Consider the following 15,353-nt stretch of genomic DNA (forward strand, 5'->3'; position numbering starts at 1 on the left):
TGGCAAGAGTCGCCGGATTGGTAACAATGCCCATGACAAAACACATTGCGGGCATATTATGAGTATCCTTCACGCTTTAGTGAGGGGGTGGGGATGGAATAGAAGGTTGAGTTTAGTGAATGGGTCTCGAGTACGATTTTGACATAGTGGCGATTGGACCGGACGAAGTTGATCCGGAACACGGTCACACATCGGTAACAGGACGGCCTCCGGTACGAGCGCGGTTTCGGGATGTAAAGACTGCGGACGCCTTGCGGGCCGCATCGCCGAAGATACGTAGGATTTTTCTGGAATCCGGGTTCAGTCTGGACACGCGGGATGGGGAAACCGCGCGCGGGTATTATGCACCCGAGGATATTATGGATCGCCAGCGGATTCTGAAACGGCTCTTTGCGAATATTCGCAACATGGGGGTGCAGGGTGAATACAGTGGTGAGTTTGATTTCCACCAGTTTCTGCATCACGTTAGATCTGCGAAGCCGGGTACAGCACCACCCGAGGAACAACCGCGGCCATTGCAGCCGCCACGCCCCGCGCCAGAGCCGCCCGCGCGCCGTACGGTTCCAGGGCGCATCGGATTTGCGCTGGGCTTGGCCGTGATCCTGTTTGTGATCCTGAAATATCTGGCTGAGCGTGGGGCAACACCCTAGACGAGTTTGACACCCGCAGCGCGCATGGCCTCTTCTGCGGCACCAAGTGACCCGCCCATGTCGATGGCGCGGCAAAGATCGGTGCGGACCGTGACGTCAAAGCCAAGACGCGCGGCATCCACGGCCGAGAAGTGCACGCAGAAATCCGTGGCCAGCCCGACCAGCGTCAGTTGGCTGATCCCGCGTGTTTCAAGGTAGCCCTTCAAACCGGTCGGAGTGGTTTGGTCATTTTCGAAGAAAGCCGAATAGCTGTCGATGGCACTACGAAAGCCCTTGCGGATGATCAGATCGCCATCGGTGCGCAAATCGGGATGAAATGCCGCGCCTTCGCTACCCTGAACACAGTGATCAGGCCACAGAACCTGCGGACCATAAGGCATCTCGGTCATTTCAAAAGGCGCTTTGCCCGTATGTGCGCTGGCGAATGAAGAATGGCTTGCCGGATGCCAGTCCTGCGTCAGGATCACCGCGTCGAAATCGTCCATCAGCACGTTGATCGGAGCGACGATCTGGTCCCCCTCGGGCACGGCCAACGCACCGCCTGGGCAGAAATCATTCTGGACGTCGATGACGAGCAGGGCGTGGGACATGGGGGCCTCCTTTAGCTGCCCTATCGGTATGGTTTGGGGAGGGGGTCGTCAATGCGCTCTCTTGCGTGTTTTTGCCGGGGGCATTAGATCGCGGCCATGTATACGATCGCTGCCCTCTATCACTTTACCCGTTTCACGGACCCCGAAGCGTTGCGTCCCGCGCTGCTGGAACTCTGCCGTGCGCAATCCGTCAAAGGTACTTTGCTGCTGGCGCAGGAAGGGATCAATGGAACCATCGCAGGCCCCCGCGCCGGGATAGACGCCGTGCTGGCGCATATCCGCGCTTTGCCGGGGTGCAGCGATCTGGACTGGAAAGAGGCAACTTCAGACCATCCGCCGTTTGGCAAGATGAAGGTGCGTCTGAAGAAAGAGATCGTAACGATGGGCCAGCCCAACGTCGATCCACGTGCCAGCGTCGGGAACTATGTTGAACCTGAGGACTGGAACGAGCTGATCCGTTCGGATGATGTTGTGGTGATTGACACGCGAAATGACTACGAGGTGGCGATTGGCACATTTGAGGGCGCAGTAGACCCTAATACTGCCAGTTTCCGCGATTTCCCGGCGTGGTGGGAAGAGAACAAGGATCGGTTCCACAACAAGCGCGTTGCGATGTTCTGTACCGGAGGCATCCGGTGTGAGAAATCCACCAATTACCTGCTGGGTCAGGGCGTCGAGGATGTCTACCATCTGAAAGGTGGCATCCTGCGTTATCTGGAAGAAATGTCGCCCGAGGACAGCACCTGGCAGGGAGAGTGTTTCGTCTTTGACAACCGCGTGTCGGTTGGCCACGGGTTGGTCGAGGGGCCGCACAAGCTCTGCCATGGTTGCCGCCGCCCGATCCTGCCCGAAGACGTGAAACGCCCGGAATACGAACATGGCGTCTCGTGTCATCAATGCATCAATGAGACCTCGGACGCCGATAAAATGCGGTTCCGAGAGCGCCAGAAACAGATTCAACTGGCCCGCGCGCGCGGTGCGGAGCATCTGGGCTCAGACTGAATAAGGCTTGCAGGCCGCGCCGGAATTCGGATGATCACGCACAGGTCAGCCTGACGGAGCGCAAATGATCCACGAACCCCGAACTCTGGAAGAATGGAAATCCACCCTGCTAGCCGCGCTCGGGCTTGTTCTGGCCAGTTTTCTTGCCTGGTTCGGTTTGTCGCGTCTGAGTGAGGCAACCGCCGGCGACACGATCGGTACGGTGGCATCCGTCGGTCTGCTGATCTGGATCGCCTCGCAGTCGTGGTTCTACATGACGCAGGTGAAATCTCCCCGTCGGCTTCTGTTTCTGATGGGGGTGTCCTTCATTCAGGTCGTCCCGTTCCTGTTCGCTGCCGTGTACGGCGCGTTTGGATATAACGACAATTGCGTCATCGGCGCGGAAGGACCGGCGGATATTCTGTATTTCTCCTACGTCACCTTCACCACGGTCGGCTACGGGGATATGTCCCCAACCGGCCTCTGCCGTGGGTTGGCTGTGGCCGAAGCTGTGACAGGATACATCCTGTTGGGGCTCTTCGTCGCCGCAGCGGTCGCGCTTTATGCGCGCAATCATGGCAAGTGATGCGACCCTATTTGTTCTGATCGATCCAACGCGACATCATCTGTTTGTCGCGAAAGCACTCTGACGGGATCGGACGGCGCTTGCTGCGCGAGATCCGCTCGGCAAAGGCGACCTGTTTGCCAGTGGGATAGTTGGCAAAAGGTGATGGATCATGCGGTTTATGTGCCGAGATCCAGTTCGACAGCGACCGCCGATCCCGTTGTGCTTCAACCGGGATCTCCAGGGCGGATTGCTCAGCAATCGCACGGGCATAGCGCATTTGCCGGTCAGTGACAGGCAGCATGTGATAATCGTTGCTGGGCGCGTCGTACCAGCTTTGACGGGCAGCGTTGGTCATAGCTCGAATACCTCCGTTCCGCGTCAGACATTTTCGCAGAACAAATATAGAACATTTTAGGAACTTTTTCAAGATTTCTGCTGATTCAAGCGATTTTCACCGCTTTCCAAACCAGCCTGTCCCGTCGTGTTTCGACCAATTCGGCACGTTTTTCCGTGCTTCAACAGTAATCAAAGAATCAGCGCGTCTCATTTCAATACACAGATGCTCACGACATCGCGTGTAGTGCTGGCAAAGGCGATGATCCGCCGATTCAGCGCTTGATCTTGCCGCTCCAAAGGTTGCTATCGGCGCTTCTTGTCGTGATCGGAACGACAAACGAGGGGTCGATTGCAGATGATGAACCAGTATCGGAGCTGGTGATGGATAACTGATCGCGGATTGAGAGCACGCCTTGCATCTTTAGATGGCCAAGGCGCGGGCATTCGTCATGAAGAAATTTATACAATCCCAAAAAATCAGTGGCGCTATCTATTGGCGCCTTTCACCATGGTGCGCCATGTCGTGTTCGAACCCGATATCGGCCAAGGCAGGATCAGTGCCTTCTGAATGATAATGCGGCTTCAAAACCATTCAGCTTGGCAACCCCTTCAGATTCGGTCTTGGTGCCTGCACCTATTCGTCACCGGTTCGGCGCTGTACCTGAACACGTTCGAGCAGTTCTGCGATCCGCCCTCTCGTGGTTGCGCTGTCGTTCAGCAAACCCGCAGCATCGGCCAGCGGTTTGTCCGGCTGCCGGTCCACCGTTTGTGTCAATCGCGCGCTGATCTGTCGGATTTCTCCGAAGGCCGAGGGTGTTTCCGCACCAATATCTGGGTCCCCGGTCAACCAGGCGTACCGGTCCGCTGCGTCTCCGTCACCAATTGCGCGGAGCAACCGCGCAGCTTCTGCGTAATCGTCAGTTTGTGAGATTGCCCGCGCGCGCAACTGTTCCGCCTCATCTGACTCATCCCCGGCAATTTCCAGCAAAGCTTGACGCGGCTTGTTCTGCAGCAACGCGGCGCGCGCTCTGAGCTGCGCCCGATCAAATCGCCGCTTCCGATCCTGAGGTCGGGCGGCTAGCGCATAGGCGGGGACGGCGAAGCGCAGATCGGCCAACCGCGTTGCAAGCGAAACAGCGGTGTCTACCGAGATTGCGCTTCGCGTCTGATCTGGCATTCCGACCGTGTGTCGTAGAAAGGTGATGTCGTCCGCTCGTTCCGCCAAAAGCTGCAGCACCTGATCTTGTGCGCGCTGCCACTCTGATGTGTCAGGCGCGGCTCTGATTTGATTCAGCGCGGCATCGAATTCCTGCGACAAAGCCAATGCCAGAACGTGAGCTCGGGCCATCATCGGACCCAGATCGGACCTCCGCAATTGCCGCGCATAACTTGCCGCAAGATCAAGATCGGCCGGAGAGACTGCGCCCCGATCCGCCCACCGCTTTTCAACCAGGCGCGCCAATGCCAGCGGCGCCTCGGCGGTTGCGGCGGCGGACGACACGACATCGGACAGCAGCTTTTCGGCGACGATATTCTCCCCTGCAGCAGCGGCTGTCTCAGCTTTGGCCAAGTCCACATCTGCCGAAGCTTCGTTCAGAACACGCGCGACCGATCGCAATACCCGACGCGAGGCTTCCAGCTCGCCTGCATTGACCAGTATTTCAGATAGTTTCGCCCCCAGATGTCGGCGCAGATGACGAGGCAGGCGGCCAAAATATTGCTCAATCGCATCCAGGTTGGCATCCGGATCAAGCGTACGCTCTGTCATCACGGCCCAAAGCGCTGGCCCCCCAACGCATTGCTGCTGCCCCGCAAAAGGATTTGGCAATGGTACCGAAAGATCGTCCATCACAAAGGCAATTGCCGAAAGCTGTTCTTGCTGGGTCGAATTGTCGGGCAACAGATTCAGAGCCTGCAAAGCCTCGGCACCAAATCCATGATAGGTATAAAGACGCGCCAGTTTCAACGCATGTGTTTCGTCCACCCGGTCGAATTCCTGAAATAGCCCGACCCGAAGCCCGGCCACCTGCACGGCAAAGGGCGTTTCATTTGACCAATTGTCGAATCCCAGTTCGCTGTCGGTGATACATTCCGTACGGGGTTCAAGCTGTGGCACTTCCAATGCCTCCAGCCCCTCAATCTCATCCAGAACCGAACGTAGTTTCAGATTTGATGACAATGCGCGGTCCATGCGCAAAGGCCCGTAGGCGGTAGACGATCTGCGCCCGACATCCGCCAGATTGAGGTCTACAACCTCGCGGTCGGCCCCTTGAATGATGCGTGATATCAACTGGTCTTCAAAACGTCCCCGGTCCAATTGCAGGAGAGGCAGCGCAAGCTCGGTTGCGGGGATTTCGGCAGGCGGTGTGACCCGCTCTCTCGCTGACAATGGCAGGTCGGGTAGCGTTGCGGTTGCGTTTGACCCCGGAGAAATGTCGATCACCACCATCGAATCGCGGTGTAGAAACGCATTCGCAACGCATTCGCAGCCGAACTCCAGATCAAGGGGGCCACCTGCTTTGGCTTGGCTCAGCGATTGCAACCTGCTGGCAGACAGACGGTCAAAAACAGCACGGGTGTCGAAAGTCACGCCATCGATCCCGACAGTCAGCCGCGCCCCATTCGTGTGCTGAGTCAGGTTCCAGCCGGTTCCGGCAGGCACCTGAACGACGATGCGCGTATATCCATCATGTTCGCCTGAGCGTACACGCAAGGCCTGCGCTGTCGCGTCCGATCCCCAGACAAGCAACATCAGGAGCAAAACGCGCATCATGCGGCGGCCTGCTTAAGCTCTTTCAGCGCGTCCTCAAGCTCGGAAAAGCCGGGACGATTATGGGTCGGTGTGTTCTGGCGCCCAACCTCGATACACATCGCGGCATTGTGGTTGTGCAGATTGGCAACCAACACCTCCTTGATCAGCTGGTAGAAGTGATTGTCTTCCTCGACCACCGCCTTGAGTTTGCCAGCGAATGGCCCGACCAGACCGTAAGCGAGAAAGACCCCCAGAAATGTGCCAACAAGAGCACCGCCGATCAGTTTCCCCAACACTTCGGGTGGTTGATCAATCGACCCCATCGTCTTGATCACCCCCAGAACCGCCGCCACGATGCCCAGCGCAGGAAGGCCATCCGCAACCGTCTGCAGCGCATGGCTGGAATGCATGGCGTGGTGGAAATTGGCTTCCATCCGCTTTTCGAGCACCTCTTCAACCTGGTGCGGATCGTCATAGTTCATCGAGGCGGAACGCATGGTGTCGCAGATCAGGTCCACGGCTTCCTTGTCTGCCTGAATCTTGGGATAGGCCGAGAACAGAGACGAATTTTCAGGCTCTTCGATATGCTGCTCAACCTCGACCGGGTTGGCGCGCGCGATCCGGATCAGGGAAAACAGCAGACAAAGCAGGTCGCGATAGTCTTCGGGTTTCCACTTCGGGCCTTTGAAGACCTTGGCCATGTCCTTGGCCGTATGTTTGACACCGCCCATGTCATTGCTGATCAGAAATGCACCGATTGCGGCACCGCCGATCATCATCATCTCAAACGGAAGGGATTTCAGAATGATGGTCATTTTGCCACCTGCGGCCAGGTATCCGCCGAATACCATGACAAAGATGACGACAATTCCGATGAGTCCGATCATGTGTGGCCTCCGAAGTTAAGGGGTGTCGTGGGCATGAGGGCTACTCCTGCGGGGCGCGTGCATTGCGACCGGCAATGACCACGCTGATCGTATAGGCGGTTTCCGGGCTGAGTCCGGCCATCACATTCGCGGCGGCATCGGGTGGCATGCGCGACAAGAACCCCGCGGCAAAAACGGCGTCCATGGTTTCGAACAGAGCAGCCGCATCCTTGGGTTTCATGCTCTGATACACATCGGTCAGCTGGGTCAGGTCATTCTCGGCGGCTTTCTCGGCAAACGTCACCGTTTCACGAAGGGAGTCTTCAGCCTCCTCCAGAAGCGTCAGCCGGGTTTCGATGGCCTGATCCGCGATTTTCAGTGCGTATTCGCGATCTTTGATGGCAGCTTCGCGCCGGTTCAGTTCATCCTCGCGGCGCAGCAATTCTGTCAAAATTAGCTGTAAATCCGCGGCGTCCGGGTCGGTATTGGTGGTCTTTTCCTGTGGGTTTGGCGCAGGTTCGTTGCCGCGGGCCAGCGCAGGCCCGGCCTCCAGCCCAATACGGATGATGGCGGACCCAATCATCAGCAACGAGATCACGGTTAGAACACCGCTACGCCCCCGCCGATCAACCGGTTTTGCCGGGCGTCGCCTCATGATCCGGCCCCATCCTGCACACGGGCGTGCCGGAAGAACATCAACCCTTCCGGTTTCTTGATGGGCTCCTCTAACGCTTCGAGCTTCGGATCGCTGTCCTCTGAATGCGCCTCTGCGTGTTCTTCAGGCTGCTCAGGCGCATCATGGCTTTCGACCGAGGGCTCTGTCGCGGGGTTTTCAGCTTCCACGGGGCTTTCCGGCGCGACGTCATGCATCGAGGCCATCATCAATTCGAGTCGCTTTGCCACGGTTTCAGCCCGCTCGGTCAGATCCCGTAGCGCGACGCCCGATTCATCCGATGCTTCTCGGGCTGTATCCAGAGATTTCCGCAGCTCATCGGCCTGTGTCGACAGCACCGAAACGGCACCGCCCACGCCTTTTTCCAGATCGGTAAAACGCCTCAGCCGCCGCGAAAGGACAAAGCAGTACAGCCCGGCCCCAATCGCGCCCGCGACCAACAGAATATCGGCAATCAGCTCCAACTTCGCCTCCTAGTTCAACACAAATTCCATCACCAGAACGTCCCGCACCCGGCCTTCGCCGGTGACAATCCCGATGCGCCGCAGCAGGTGACCTCGGATGCGCATCAGAGCCAGAGAATCCTCGAGATCGGACAACTCCACCGCCCGCAGATAGCCGTTCAGCACATCCATGATTCGAGGCTGCATCTTTTCCACGTCAGCGGCGTAGTCTGCGTTCACCTCGAGCTGGGCGTGAAATTTCAGATGCCGCGAATCGCCTGCATTGACCGAAACGATCACCGGTGGAAGATCGACGAATGCAACGTCGGGCAACGCCTTCACCGAGGCGTCTACATCTTTCATTTCCACCTGTTTCGCCGTCTCGTCACCACCGATGGGCAGCAGGCCGGACGCGGTTGAGAAATACCCTCCGGCCCCGCCCGCGATGGCCAGAATCACCCCAAGCACCAAACCCTTTTTCCCTGACTTCTTAGGGGCTTCCGCCTCATCTACAGCTGCGTCGGTCATGCCGTCCTCATCCATCCGTTCGGTCAGTGTCATAACCCGTCAGGGACTAACCGATTGTTAAGGGCAATCGTCCAAACAGGGGCTGAGCCGAACAGAACGTCGGTGAGTCGGAGGTGAGCGTGCAGCAGATCGGAACTGTCTGGGCAAGTTTGGACAGGCGCAAACAAATCATCGTGGCCGGCGCCGTTGCGCTGGTGTTTCTGGGCGTGCTGGCGATGTCGCGGATCGTGACTGCTCCGTCGATGACCCTGCTTTATGCAGGGCTCGAAAGCGGGGCCGCGGGGGATATTATACGCACGCTGGATCAGCGTGGCGTTGCATATGAGATCCGTGGCGGCTCGATCTACGTACCGGGTTCGCAGCGGGATGAGCTGCGCATGACTCTGGCCAGTGAAGGCCTGCCTGCGAACGGCAATCGCGGCTATGAGCTGCTGGATTCCCTCAGCGGGTTCGGCACCACGTCGCAGATGTTCGACGCCGCCTATTGGCGCGCAAAAGAGGGCGAGCTGGCCCGCACCATCGTCGGCAGCCCGCATGTCGGTCAGGCGCGCGTACATATTGCCAACGGCTCGACCAATCCGTTTCAGCGCAGTGTCGAGCCGACCGCCTCGGTCTATCTGGTGCCGTCTGGTGCGCAGATCACCGGCGATCAGGCCAAGGCGATCCGGTTTCTGGTGGCCTCGGCAGTCAGCGGTCTGATGCCCGAGAACGTCACGGTGATCGATTCAAACGGGGCCGTGATCGGGGCGCAGGAAACGGCTGTTGCCGCTGATACCGCAGATGACAAGGCGCGTGAGCTGCGCGACCGGGTCATGCGGCTGGTTGAGGCCCGTGTGGGTGCGGGCAATGCGGTGGTCGAGGTCAGCGTGGATACGGTGACCGAAACCGAATCGATCCGGGAGCGTCGCTTTGATCCGAAAGGTCGCGTTGCGATCAGCACGGATATCGAAGAACGCTCGGACAGTGCCCGCAACCAATCCGCAGATGTGACCGTCGCGTCGAACCTGCCGGACGGTGATGGCGGCGGCGGTGACGAATCGAATTCGAACGCAACCCAGACCCGCGAGCGCGTGAATTACGAAGTGTCCGAGACCGAGCTTGAGGTGCATCGCGCACCGGGAGCGATCAAACGTCTGACCGTTGCCGTTCTGGTCAACGGCGCGCGCGAGGTCGGCACCGATGGCGCAGAGATATTTGTGCCGATGCCGCAGGCCGAACTGGACGCGCTGGAGGAACTGGTGGCCTCGGCCGTGGGCTTCGATGCTGAACGCGGCGATGTGATCACGCTGAAATCGCTGGACCTGCCTGTGGTCGAGCCGCAGGGAACGCTTGCGACGGCTTCGATCTGGTCGAAGATCCACTTGGATGCGATGTCGCTGATCCAGATGGCGGTACTGGGTGTGGTGTCGCTCGTGCTTGGTTTGTTTGTCATCCGTCCGATCCTGACAAACGCGGCAACGGCTCCGGCCTTGCTGCCCGCTTCGGCCACACCCGAGGCTGATACTCCTTTTCTGACGGGCGAGATCGCGACCGAGGAAACCCCGAACTTCACCCCGCTGGCTGATCCGGTGCAATCTGGCGTACCGGCAATCGCCAGCGCGCCGGGGGAAGAGGCCGTTGACCGGCTGCGCGCGATGATCGGCGACAAGCAGGAAGAAACGGTCGAGATCCTGCGCAGCTGGCTTGAGGAAAGCGAGGAGAAGGTGTGATGTCGATTGCCCATCTTCTTGAGGATTTCACCCTGCAAGCCGGTGGTGGTGCGGTGCATCTGCTGGATGAAGAAGCGCTCGAAGAACAGCGGCTTGCCGCATTCGAAAAAGGCTATGGCGCGGGATGGGAAGATGCTGTTCAGGCGCAGGAACGGGGTCGCGATCAGTTGAGTGCCGATCTGGCCTCCACCCTGTCTGATCTGTCCTTCACCTATCACGAGGCGCTGACACGCATGACGCTTTCACTGGAGCCGATGTTTCAAAGCCTTGTCGAAACCGTTTTGCCCGAGACGATCAAGCAGGGTTTCGCTCCGCGCCTTGCCGAACAACTGTCCGGAATGGCGCGGGAGCAGATCGGGCAGCCGATACTGCTGCGCGTGCCCGACGGAACCTTGGCCCAGATCGAAGCGGCATTGCCACAGGATCTGACCCCAGCACCGCAAGTTATCGAAGACCCCGCTCTGGAACCCGGCCAGGCCTATCTGCAAGTGGGCATCGCCCGGCAGCAGCTAGACTGCAGCGCCATGCTTGAGGCCATTGCCGAGGCGTTCGATGCATATCTGTTTGAAGCAAAGGAGGCTTTGTCAAATGAGTGATCCCCACCCCGCAAAAACCGAAAAAGCCAACCCGTTCGAGGCGGTGCCGATCGAAGTGACAGTCTCGGTCGGTCGCGCGCGTCCGTTGATCCGGGATTTGCTGAATATGGGTGAAAATGCAGTGCTGACGCTTGATAAACGGATCGAAGATCCGGTGGATCTCTATGTCGGGGACCAATTGGTCGCGCGCGGGCTGCTGGAGGAGATGGAGGGCGAACAGGCCGGGCAATTGGCTGTCCGATTGACTGAGATTTCGGATCTGCAGAACGGGATCGGGTAATGCGCCTGTCCATCTGGCTGGTGGTTCTGCTTTTGCCTACGGTGGCCGGTGCGCAGGAACTTTCCCTGTCACTGGGGGAGGGCGGGTCGATTTCTGCCCGAACCATCCAGTTGATCCTGTTGATCACGGTGCTGAGCCTCGCGCCGGGACTCGCGATCATGATCACCTGTTTTCCGTTTCTGATCACTGTGCTGGCGATCCTGCGGCAAGGGATCGGGTTGCAGCAATCGCCGCCCAATATGCTGATCGTCAGCCTCGCATTGTTTTTGACCTATTTCATCATGGAACCGGTTTTCACCGAAGCCTGGACCACCGGAATCCAGCCCATGGTGAACGAAACGCTGGATGTCGAACCGGCGCTTGAGCGTGCGTTGATCCCGTTTCGCAGTTTCATGGCAGCACGCCTTGATGCAGAGACGTTTCAGGCCATGGCCGCTTTGCGTCCCGAAGGTGCTACGATGCAATTGTCACCTGAAGCGCCGCTCTCGGTTCTGATGCCTTCATTCATGCTGTCGGAGATCGCGAGAGCATTTCAAATCGGATTTCTGATTTTCCTGCCCTTCCTGATCATCGATCTGGTGGTTGCGGCGGTTCTGATGTCGATGGGGATGATGATGGTGCCACCCGCGACGGTTTCGCTCCCATTCAAACTGGCTTTTTTTGTGATTGCAGATGGCTGGGCCCTGATCGCCAGTGCTCTGGTGCGCAGTTATTTACCTTGATGTCAGTGTCGGGTGATCTGAAGTCGTGCGCGCAGCCCGTGATCCCCGGCTTCAAAGCTGAGCGTGCCTCCATGCTGCTCGGCCACGGTGCTGGCAATGGTCAGGCCCAGCCCGAACCCGTCCGATGACCCCGTGTTCGAGCCGCGTTGAAAGGGGGCCAACAGCGCCTCGATATCGGCGACGGACAAATCGGCTCCTTTGTCTTCGACGATGATCGTGGCGGTTTGTGCATCGGTTTCCAGCGTAACCTCGGCACGACGTCCGTATTTCAAGGCGTTGTCGATCAGATTGGTCAGTGCTCGTTTCAGCGAGATTGGCCGCCCCGTCACCAGAATCCGCCGTGTCTCAGGCAAGGAACCAAAGCCCCGGCGCGACATGAACACAGATGGCGCCCCTTCCAGCGCGACCGGATCAACGGTTTTGAGCGTGACCGGCAGGTTCATGTCCTGATAATCGGCCACCAAAGCCTCAACCAGCGAAGTCAGAGAGAGCTGGCGTGGTTCTTCAACGCTCAGCTCGGACCGCGTATAGGTCAGGACGCTTTCGATCATTCCCGTCATTTGATCCACGTCGGCTTCGAGCTTTTCGCGCAGTTCCACATCCGGGATCAGTGCCGCGCGCAGGCGCACGCGTGTGGCGGGTGTGCCCAGATCGTGACTGACACCCGACAGCACAATGGCGCGCTTTTCAAGCTGCGCGCGCTCGGCGTCGAGATGATCGTTTACCGCGGCAACGATATCACGCAGTTCATCCGGCCCATCCGCATCATAGCTCTGCGGCCCCCCACGGCGTTTCCGGTCGCGCAGGGCCTGGGCAAAACGCGTGAAACTGTCCGAGACGTTCCCGACCGAGGTCAGCAGCACCCCAAGCGCCACGATACCAAACAGAATGGCAGGCAGCCGCAGATCTGTGGGCGCTGCCCCGCAGCCCCAGATATCGGTTCCGTCGACCTGCTGCCACGGCCCCCGTCCAAACTGGGCAATGAGTATGGGTTCGCTGCAGTAAGTGGCCAACAGGCGGGTCAGGTTGCCCATCTTTTCTGGCCCTGTCTGATCGCTGCCCGAAACGATATCCGACACCGGATAGATCAGCCGATCCGACATCACCGCCAGCGTCAGTTCGCGCCCGCTCAGCGGGGCGGAGCTGTCGGTCAGGATGGACAGATTGGTGATAAAGCGGCGGCCAGCGGCAGCGGGCAGTTGCTGAAATTCGCCACGTTCGGCCAGTTCGGCCTCTTCAACGTCCAGCGGTGTGATCTTCAGCCCGGGGGGCGGGGCCACACCCGTGCGAAGCTCTTCGTAAGCGGCGAACCCTGCCACAAAGGATTGGGTCAAGTAGCGGTTCCAGGCCTGGGCAGACGCAAACCACAGCCCTGCCGAGATCAGCCCGGCGGCAAAAGCCGACAAGGTCCAAATCCAACCGAGACTGCGCAGGCGCAGGGTCATGCGCTTTCATCCACCAAAACTTCGGCGGCAAAAACATACCCAACGCCCCGTTCGGTTCGCAGCATCTGCGGATCCTTCGGGTTCGCCTCGATCTTCGAGCGTAGCCGTCCGACCAGCATATCGATGGCGCGGCCCTGCGCCTCGGGCTTGTCTGTTTCGCCAGTGACATCCAGCGCGGCAGCGATCTCATCCCGGGTCAGGGGGATATGCGGGTTGGCCAGCAGCACCTTCAAAAGTGCGGATTCCCGTTGCGAAAGCGCGACCTGAAACCCTTCGGGCGAGTGCACCTCGTCCCGTTTTCCATCATAAAGCCAGCCGTTGAACCGAAAGCTTTTGGTCCGGCGGCGATACACCAGTGACGGAGTACGCCGGGCACGCTGCATCACCGCGCGGACGCGGGCCAGCAGCAGCTGTGGGTTGAACGGTTTGGCGATATAATCATCGGCCCCGACCTCATATCCCGCCATCCGCTGATGATCTGCTGACAGGGCTGAAACCAGAATGATCGGTACATCCTGCTCAGCCCTCAGGCGGGCGCAGATTTCGACTCCGTTCTCATCGCCCAACATCACATCCAGCAAGATCAGGTCGATCCGACCCGCAGCCAGATGCGACCGGATTTCGTTTTCCGAACTGGCGGGCAGGGCGATGAACCCGTTCTGTTGTAGGAACTGGGTCATCATCGACCGCATCTCAGGGTCGTCATCCACCACCAAAAGTCGCGGAATGCTCACGCGGTTTCTCCTCCCAGTTTCTGCTCCTCCGGCATCATGCATTGTAACGAACGGAAACAGATTCAATGTCAACGTAACACGCTGTAACAAAAGCGGTGAAAATCTGGATCATGGCTGAGTTTTAGCACGGATTCCGCGTTGCCAGGTTCCAATCCGTTAGCGCTATATCGAGCATCGCTGCTTTTCGCAGTTACAAAGTTCTCTAGGGAGGAGACACAAAATGAAACGTTTTGCATTTGCCACCGTTTCGACACTGGCCGTTGCGGCCGCGTCGTCCGTTGTGGCCGAGCCGCAGGCCGAAGTTCTGCATTGGTGGACGTCGGGTGGCGAGGCCAAGTCGGTCGCCGTTCTGCAGGAAGAGTTCGCCTCGAACGGCGGGACATGGACCGATATGCCGGTTGCTGGCGGCGGCGGTGATGCTGCGATGACCGCGCTGCGCGCACGGGTCCTGGCCGGTAACGCGCCGACCGCTGTTCAGCTGAAAGGCCCTGCCATTCAGGAATGGTATGAAGAGGGCGTTCTGGCCGACATCTCGTCCGTGGCCGAGGTCGAGGGCTGGGCGGATGTGCTGCCCGCGTCGATTGCCGGTCACATGCAGTGTGAGGGCACATGGTGCGCCGCTCCGGTAAACGTGCACCGCGTCGACTGGATCTGGGCCAATGCCGATGTTCTGGCCGCAAATGGCATCGAAATGCCGACCACATGGGATGAATTCAACGCCGCCGCTGACAAGCTTCAGGCCGCTGGGGTGATCCCGCTGGCTCATGGTGGTCAGGCATGGCAGGACGCAACTGTGTTCGAGACCGTGGTTCTGGGCATTGGTGGGCCTGAGTTCTTCCAGAAAGCGCTGGTTGATCTGGACCCCGACGCGCTGACCTCGGACACGATGGTGCAGGTGTTTGACCAGATGCGCACAATGCGCGGATATGTGGACGAAAACTTCTCGGGCCGCGACTGGAACCTTGCCACCGCTATGGTCATGAATGGCGAAGCGGCGTTCCAGATCATGGGTGACTGGGCCAAGGGTGAATTCCTGGCGGCTGGCAAAAAGCCGGGTGAGGACTTCCTGTGTGCCTCGACCCCCGGCGACGGTTATCTGTACAACGTGGACAGCTTTGCCATGTTCGACGTGGACGGAGACGACAAGAAAGCCGGTCAGGACCTGCTGGCCAAGCTGATCGTTGCGCCGAACTTCCAGAAAGTGTTCAACCTGAACAAGGGCTCGATCCCCGCACGCACCGACGTGGCGCTGGATGACTTCGACATCTGCGCCAACCTGTCGGCCGAAGATATGGGCTCGACCTCGGACGCGGGTTCGCTGCTGCCGTCCTATGCCCATGGCATGGCGCTGCGTGGATCGCAGTCCGGTGCGATTACGGATGTTGTGACCGCGCATTTCAACTCGGATATGTCGTCGGCTGACGCGGTTCAGCAACTGGCGGCCGCAGTGGCCAACAGCTACTGATCCAAATCGCTCTGC

Annotated in this window: 17 protein-coding genes; 8 read left to right on the forward strand and 9 right to left on the reverse strand. The window is 59.0% G+C overall.

Annotation, left to right across the window (positions count from 1 at the left end):
* Positions 1-119: 119 nt before the first annotated feature.
* Positions 120-650 (forward strand): hypothetical protein, encoded by a 531-nt coding sequence (locus ACR0IV_RS17540; protein ID WP_480471546.1) that lies wholly within the window; start codon positions 120-122, stop codon positions 648-650.
* On the opposite strand, the gene pncA is transcribed toward ACR0IV_RS17540, so the two are convergent.
* Positions 647-1,240 (reverse strand): bifunctional nicotinamidase/pyrazinamidase, encoded by a 594-nt coding sequence (pncA, locus tag ACR0IV_RS17545; RefSeq protein WP_480471547.1) that lies wholly within the window; start codon positions 1,238-1,240, stop codon positions 647-649. The genes ACR0IV_RS17540 and pncA overlap by 4 nt on opposite strands.
* Positions 1,241-1,336: 96 nt before the next feature.
* On the opposite strand from pncA, the gene trhO reads away from it, so the two are divergent.
* Both trhO and ACR0IV_RS17555 read left to right on the forward strand, forming a co-directional pair.
* Positions 1,337-2,242: an oxygen-dependent tRNA uridine(34) hydroxylase TrhO gene (trhO, locus tag ACR0IV_RS17550; RefSeq protein ID WP_480659956.1), complete on the forward strand. Its 906-nt coding sequence runs from the start codon at positions 1,337-1,339 to the stop codon at positions 2,240-2,242.
* Positions 2,243-2,306: 64 nt separating this feature from the next.
* The gene (locus ACR0IV_RS17555; protein WP_480659955.1) at positions 2,307-2,807 is read left to right on the forward strand and encodes an ion channel; all 501 of its coding nucleotides are present in this window, start codon (positions 2,307-2,309) and stop codon (positions 2,805-2,807) included.
* A 7-nt stretch (positions 2,808-2,814) separates the two neighbouring features.
* Here ACR0IV_RS17555 and ACR0IV_RS17560 read toward each other — a convergent pair whose 3' ends face one another.
* The 6 genes from ACR0IV_RS17560 to ACR0IV_RS17585 form a co-directional block, all read right to left on the reverse strand.
* Complete coding sequence (locus ACR0IV_RS17560) at positions 2,815-3,144, reverse strand: hypothetical protein (RefSeq protein WP_480471550.1); 330 nt, start codon at positions 3,142-3,144, stop codon at positions 2,815-2,817.
* A 615-nt stretch (positions 3,145-3,759) separates the two neighbouring features.
* On the reverse strand, positions 3,760-5,898 hold the full coding sequence (locus ACR0IV_RS17565; RefSeq protein WP_480734416.1) for a hypothetical protein: 2,139 nt from the start codon (positions 5,896-5,898) through the stop codon (positions 3,760-3,762).
* Complete coding sequence (gene motA, locus ACR0IV_RS17570; protein WP_480659953.1) at positions 5,895-6,764, reverse strand: flagellar motor stator protein MotA; 870 nt, start codon at positions 6,762-6,764, stop codon at positions 5,895-5,897. The genes ACR0IV_RS17565 and motA overlap by 4 nt, the downstream gene beginning before the upstream one ends.
* A 40-nt stretch (positions 6,765-6,804) precedes the next feature.
* Positions 6,805-7,398 carry a MotE family protein gene (locus ACR0IV_RS17575; protein ID WP_480659952.1) on the reverse strand — a complete coding sequence of 198 codons (594 nt, stop codon included), beginning with the start codon at positions 7,396-7,398 and terminating at the stop codon, positions 6,805-6,807.
* On the reverse strand, positions 7,395-7,880 hold the full coding sequence (locus ACR0IV_RS17580) for a hypothetical protein (protein WP_480471555.1): 486 nt from the start codon (positions 7,878-7,880) through the stop codon (positions 7,395-7,397). The genes ACR0IV_RS17575 and ACR0IV_RS17580 overlap by 4 nt, the downstream gene beginning before the upstream one ends.
* 9 nt (positions 7,881-7,889) lie before the next feature.
* Complete coding sequence (locus ACR0IV_RS17585) at positions 7,890-8,387, reverse strand: flagellar basal body-associated FliL family protein (RefSeq protein WP_480660000.1); 498 nt, start codon at positions 8,385-8,387, stop codon at positions 7,890-7,892.
* 119 nt (positions 8,388-8,506) lie between these two features.
* Between ACR0IV_RS17585 and fliF the strand changes: the two genes are divergently transcribed.
* The 4 genes from fliF to fliP are packed head-to-tail and all read left to right on the forward strand — an operon-like array spanning position 8,507 to position 11,694.
* On the forward strand, positions 8,507-10,096 hold the full coding sequence (fliF, locus tag ACR0IV_RS17590) for a flagellar basal-body MS-ring/collar protein FliF (protein ID WP_480659951.1): 1,590 nt from the start codon (positions 8,507-8,509) through the stop codon (positions 10,094-10,096).
* Entirely contained in the window at positions 10,096-10,692 is a 597-nt protein-coding gene (locus ACR0IV_RS17595) for a FliH/SctL family protein (RefSeq protein WP_480471557.1), read from the forward strand. Before fliF ends, ACR0IV_RS17595 begins: the two co-directional genes overlap by 1 nt.
* The gene (locus tag ACR0IV_RS17600) at positions 10,685-10,972 is read left to right on the forward strand and encodes a FliM/FliN family flagellar motor switch protein (protein WP_480471558.1); all 288 of its coding nucleotides are present in this window, start codon (positions 10,685-10,687) and stop codon (positions 10,970-10,972) included. Before ACR0IV_RS17595 ends, ACR0IV_RS17600 begins: the two co-directional genes overlap by 8 nt.
* Positions 10,972-11,694 (forward strand): flagellar type III secretion system pore protein FliP, encoded by a 723-nt coding sequence (gene fliP, locus ACR0IV_RS17605; protein ID WP_480659950.1) that lies wholly within the window; start codon positions 10,972-10,974, stop codon positions 11,692-11,694. The genes ACR0IV_RS17600 and fliP overlap by 1 nt, the downstream gene beginning before the upstream one ends.
* Before the next feature lie 2 nt (positions 11,695-11,696).
* On the opposite strand, the gene ACR0IV_RS17610 is transcribed toward fliP, so the two are convergent.
* Both ACR0IV_RS17610 and ACR0IV_RS17615 read right to left on the reverse strand, forming a co-directional pair.
* Positions 11,697-13,139 (reverse strand): sensor histidine kinase, encoded by a 1,443-nt coding sequence (locus ACR0IV_RS17610; RefSeq protein WP_480659949.1) that lies wholly within the window; start codon positions 13,137-13,139, stop codon positions 11,697-11,699.
* A complete protein-coding gene (locus ACR0IV_RS17615) occupies positions 13,136-13,873 on the reverse strand; it encodes a response regulator transcription factor (RefSeq protein WP_480659948.1) in 738 nt (245 codons plus the stop codon). Before ACR0IV_RS17615 ends, ACR0IV_RS17610 begins: the two co-directional genes overlap by 4 nt.
* Positions 13,874-14,093: 220 nt before the next feature.
* Here ACR0IV_RS17615 and ACR0IV_RS17620 point away from each other — a divergent pair, with 220 nt between their 5' ends.
* Complete coding sequence (locus ACR0IV_RS17620) at positions 14,094-15,338, forward strand: ABC transporter substrate-binding protein (protein ID WP_480659947.1); 1,245 nt, start codon at positions 14,094-14,096, stop codon at positions 15,336-15,338.
* The last annotated feature ends 15 nt before the right edge of the window (positions 15,339-15,353 follow it).

Source organism: Ruegeria sp. C2 (assembly GCF_056537765.1).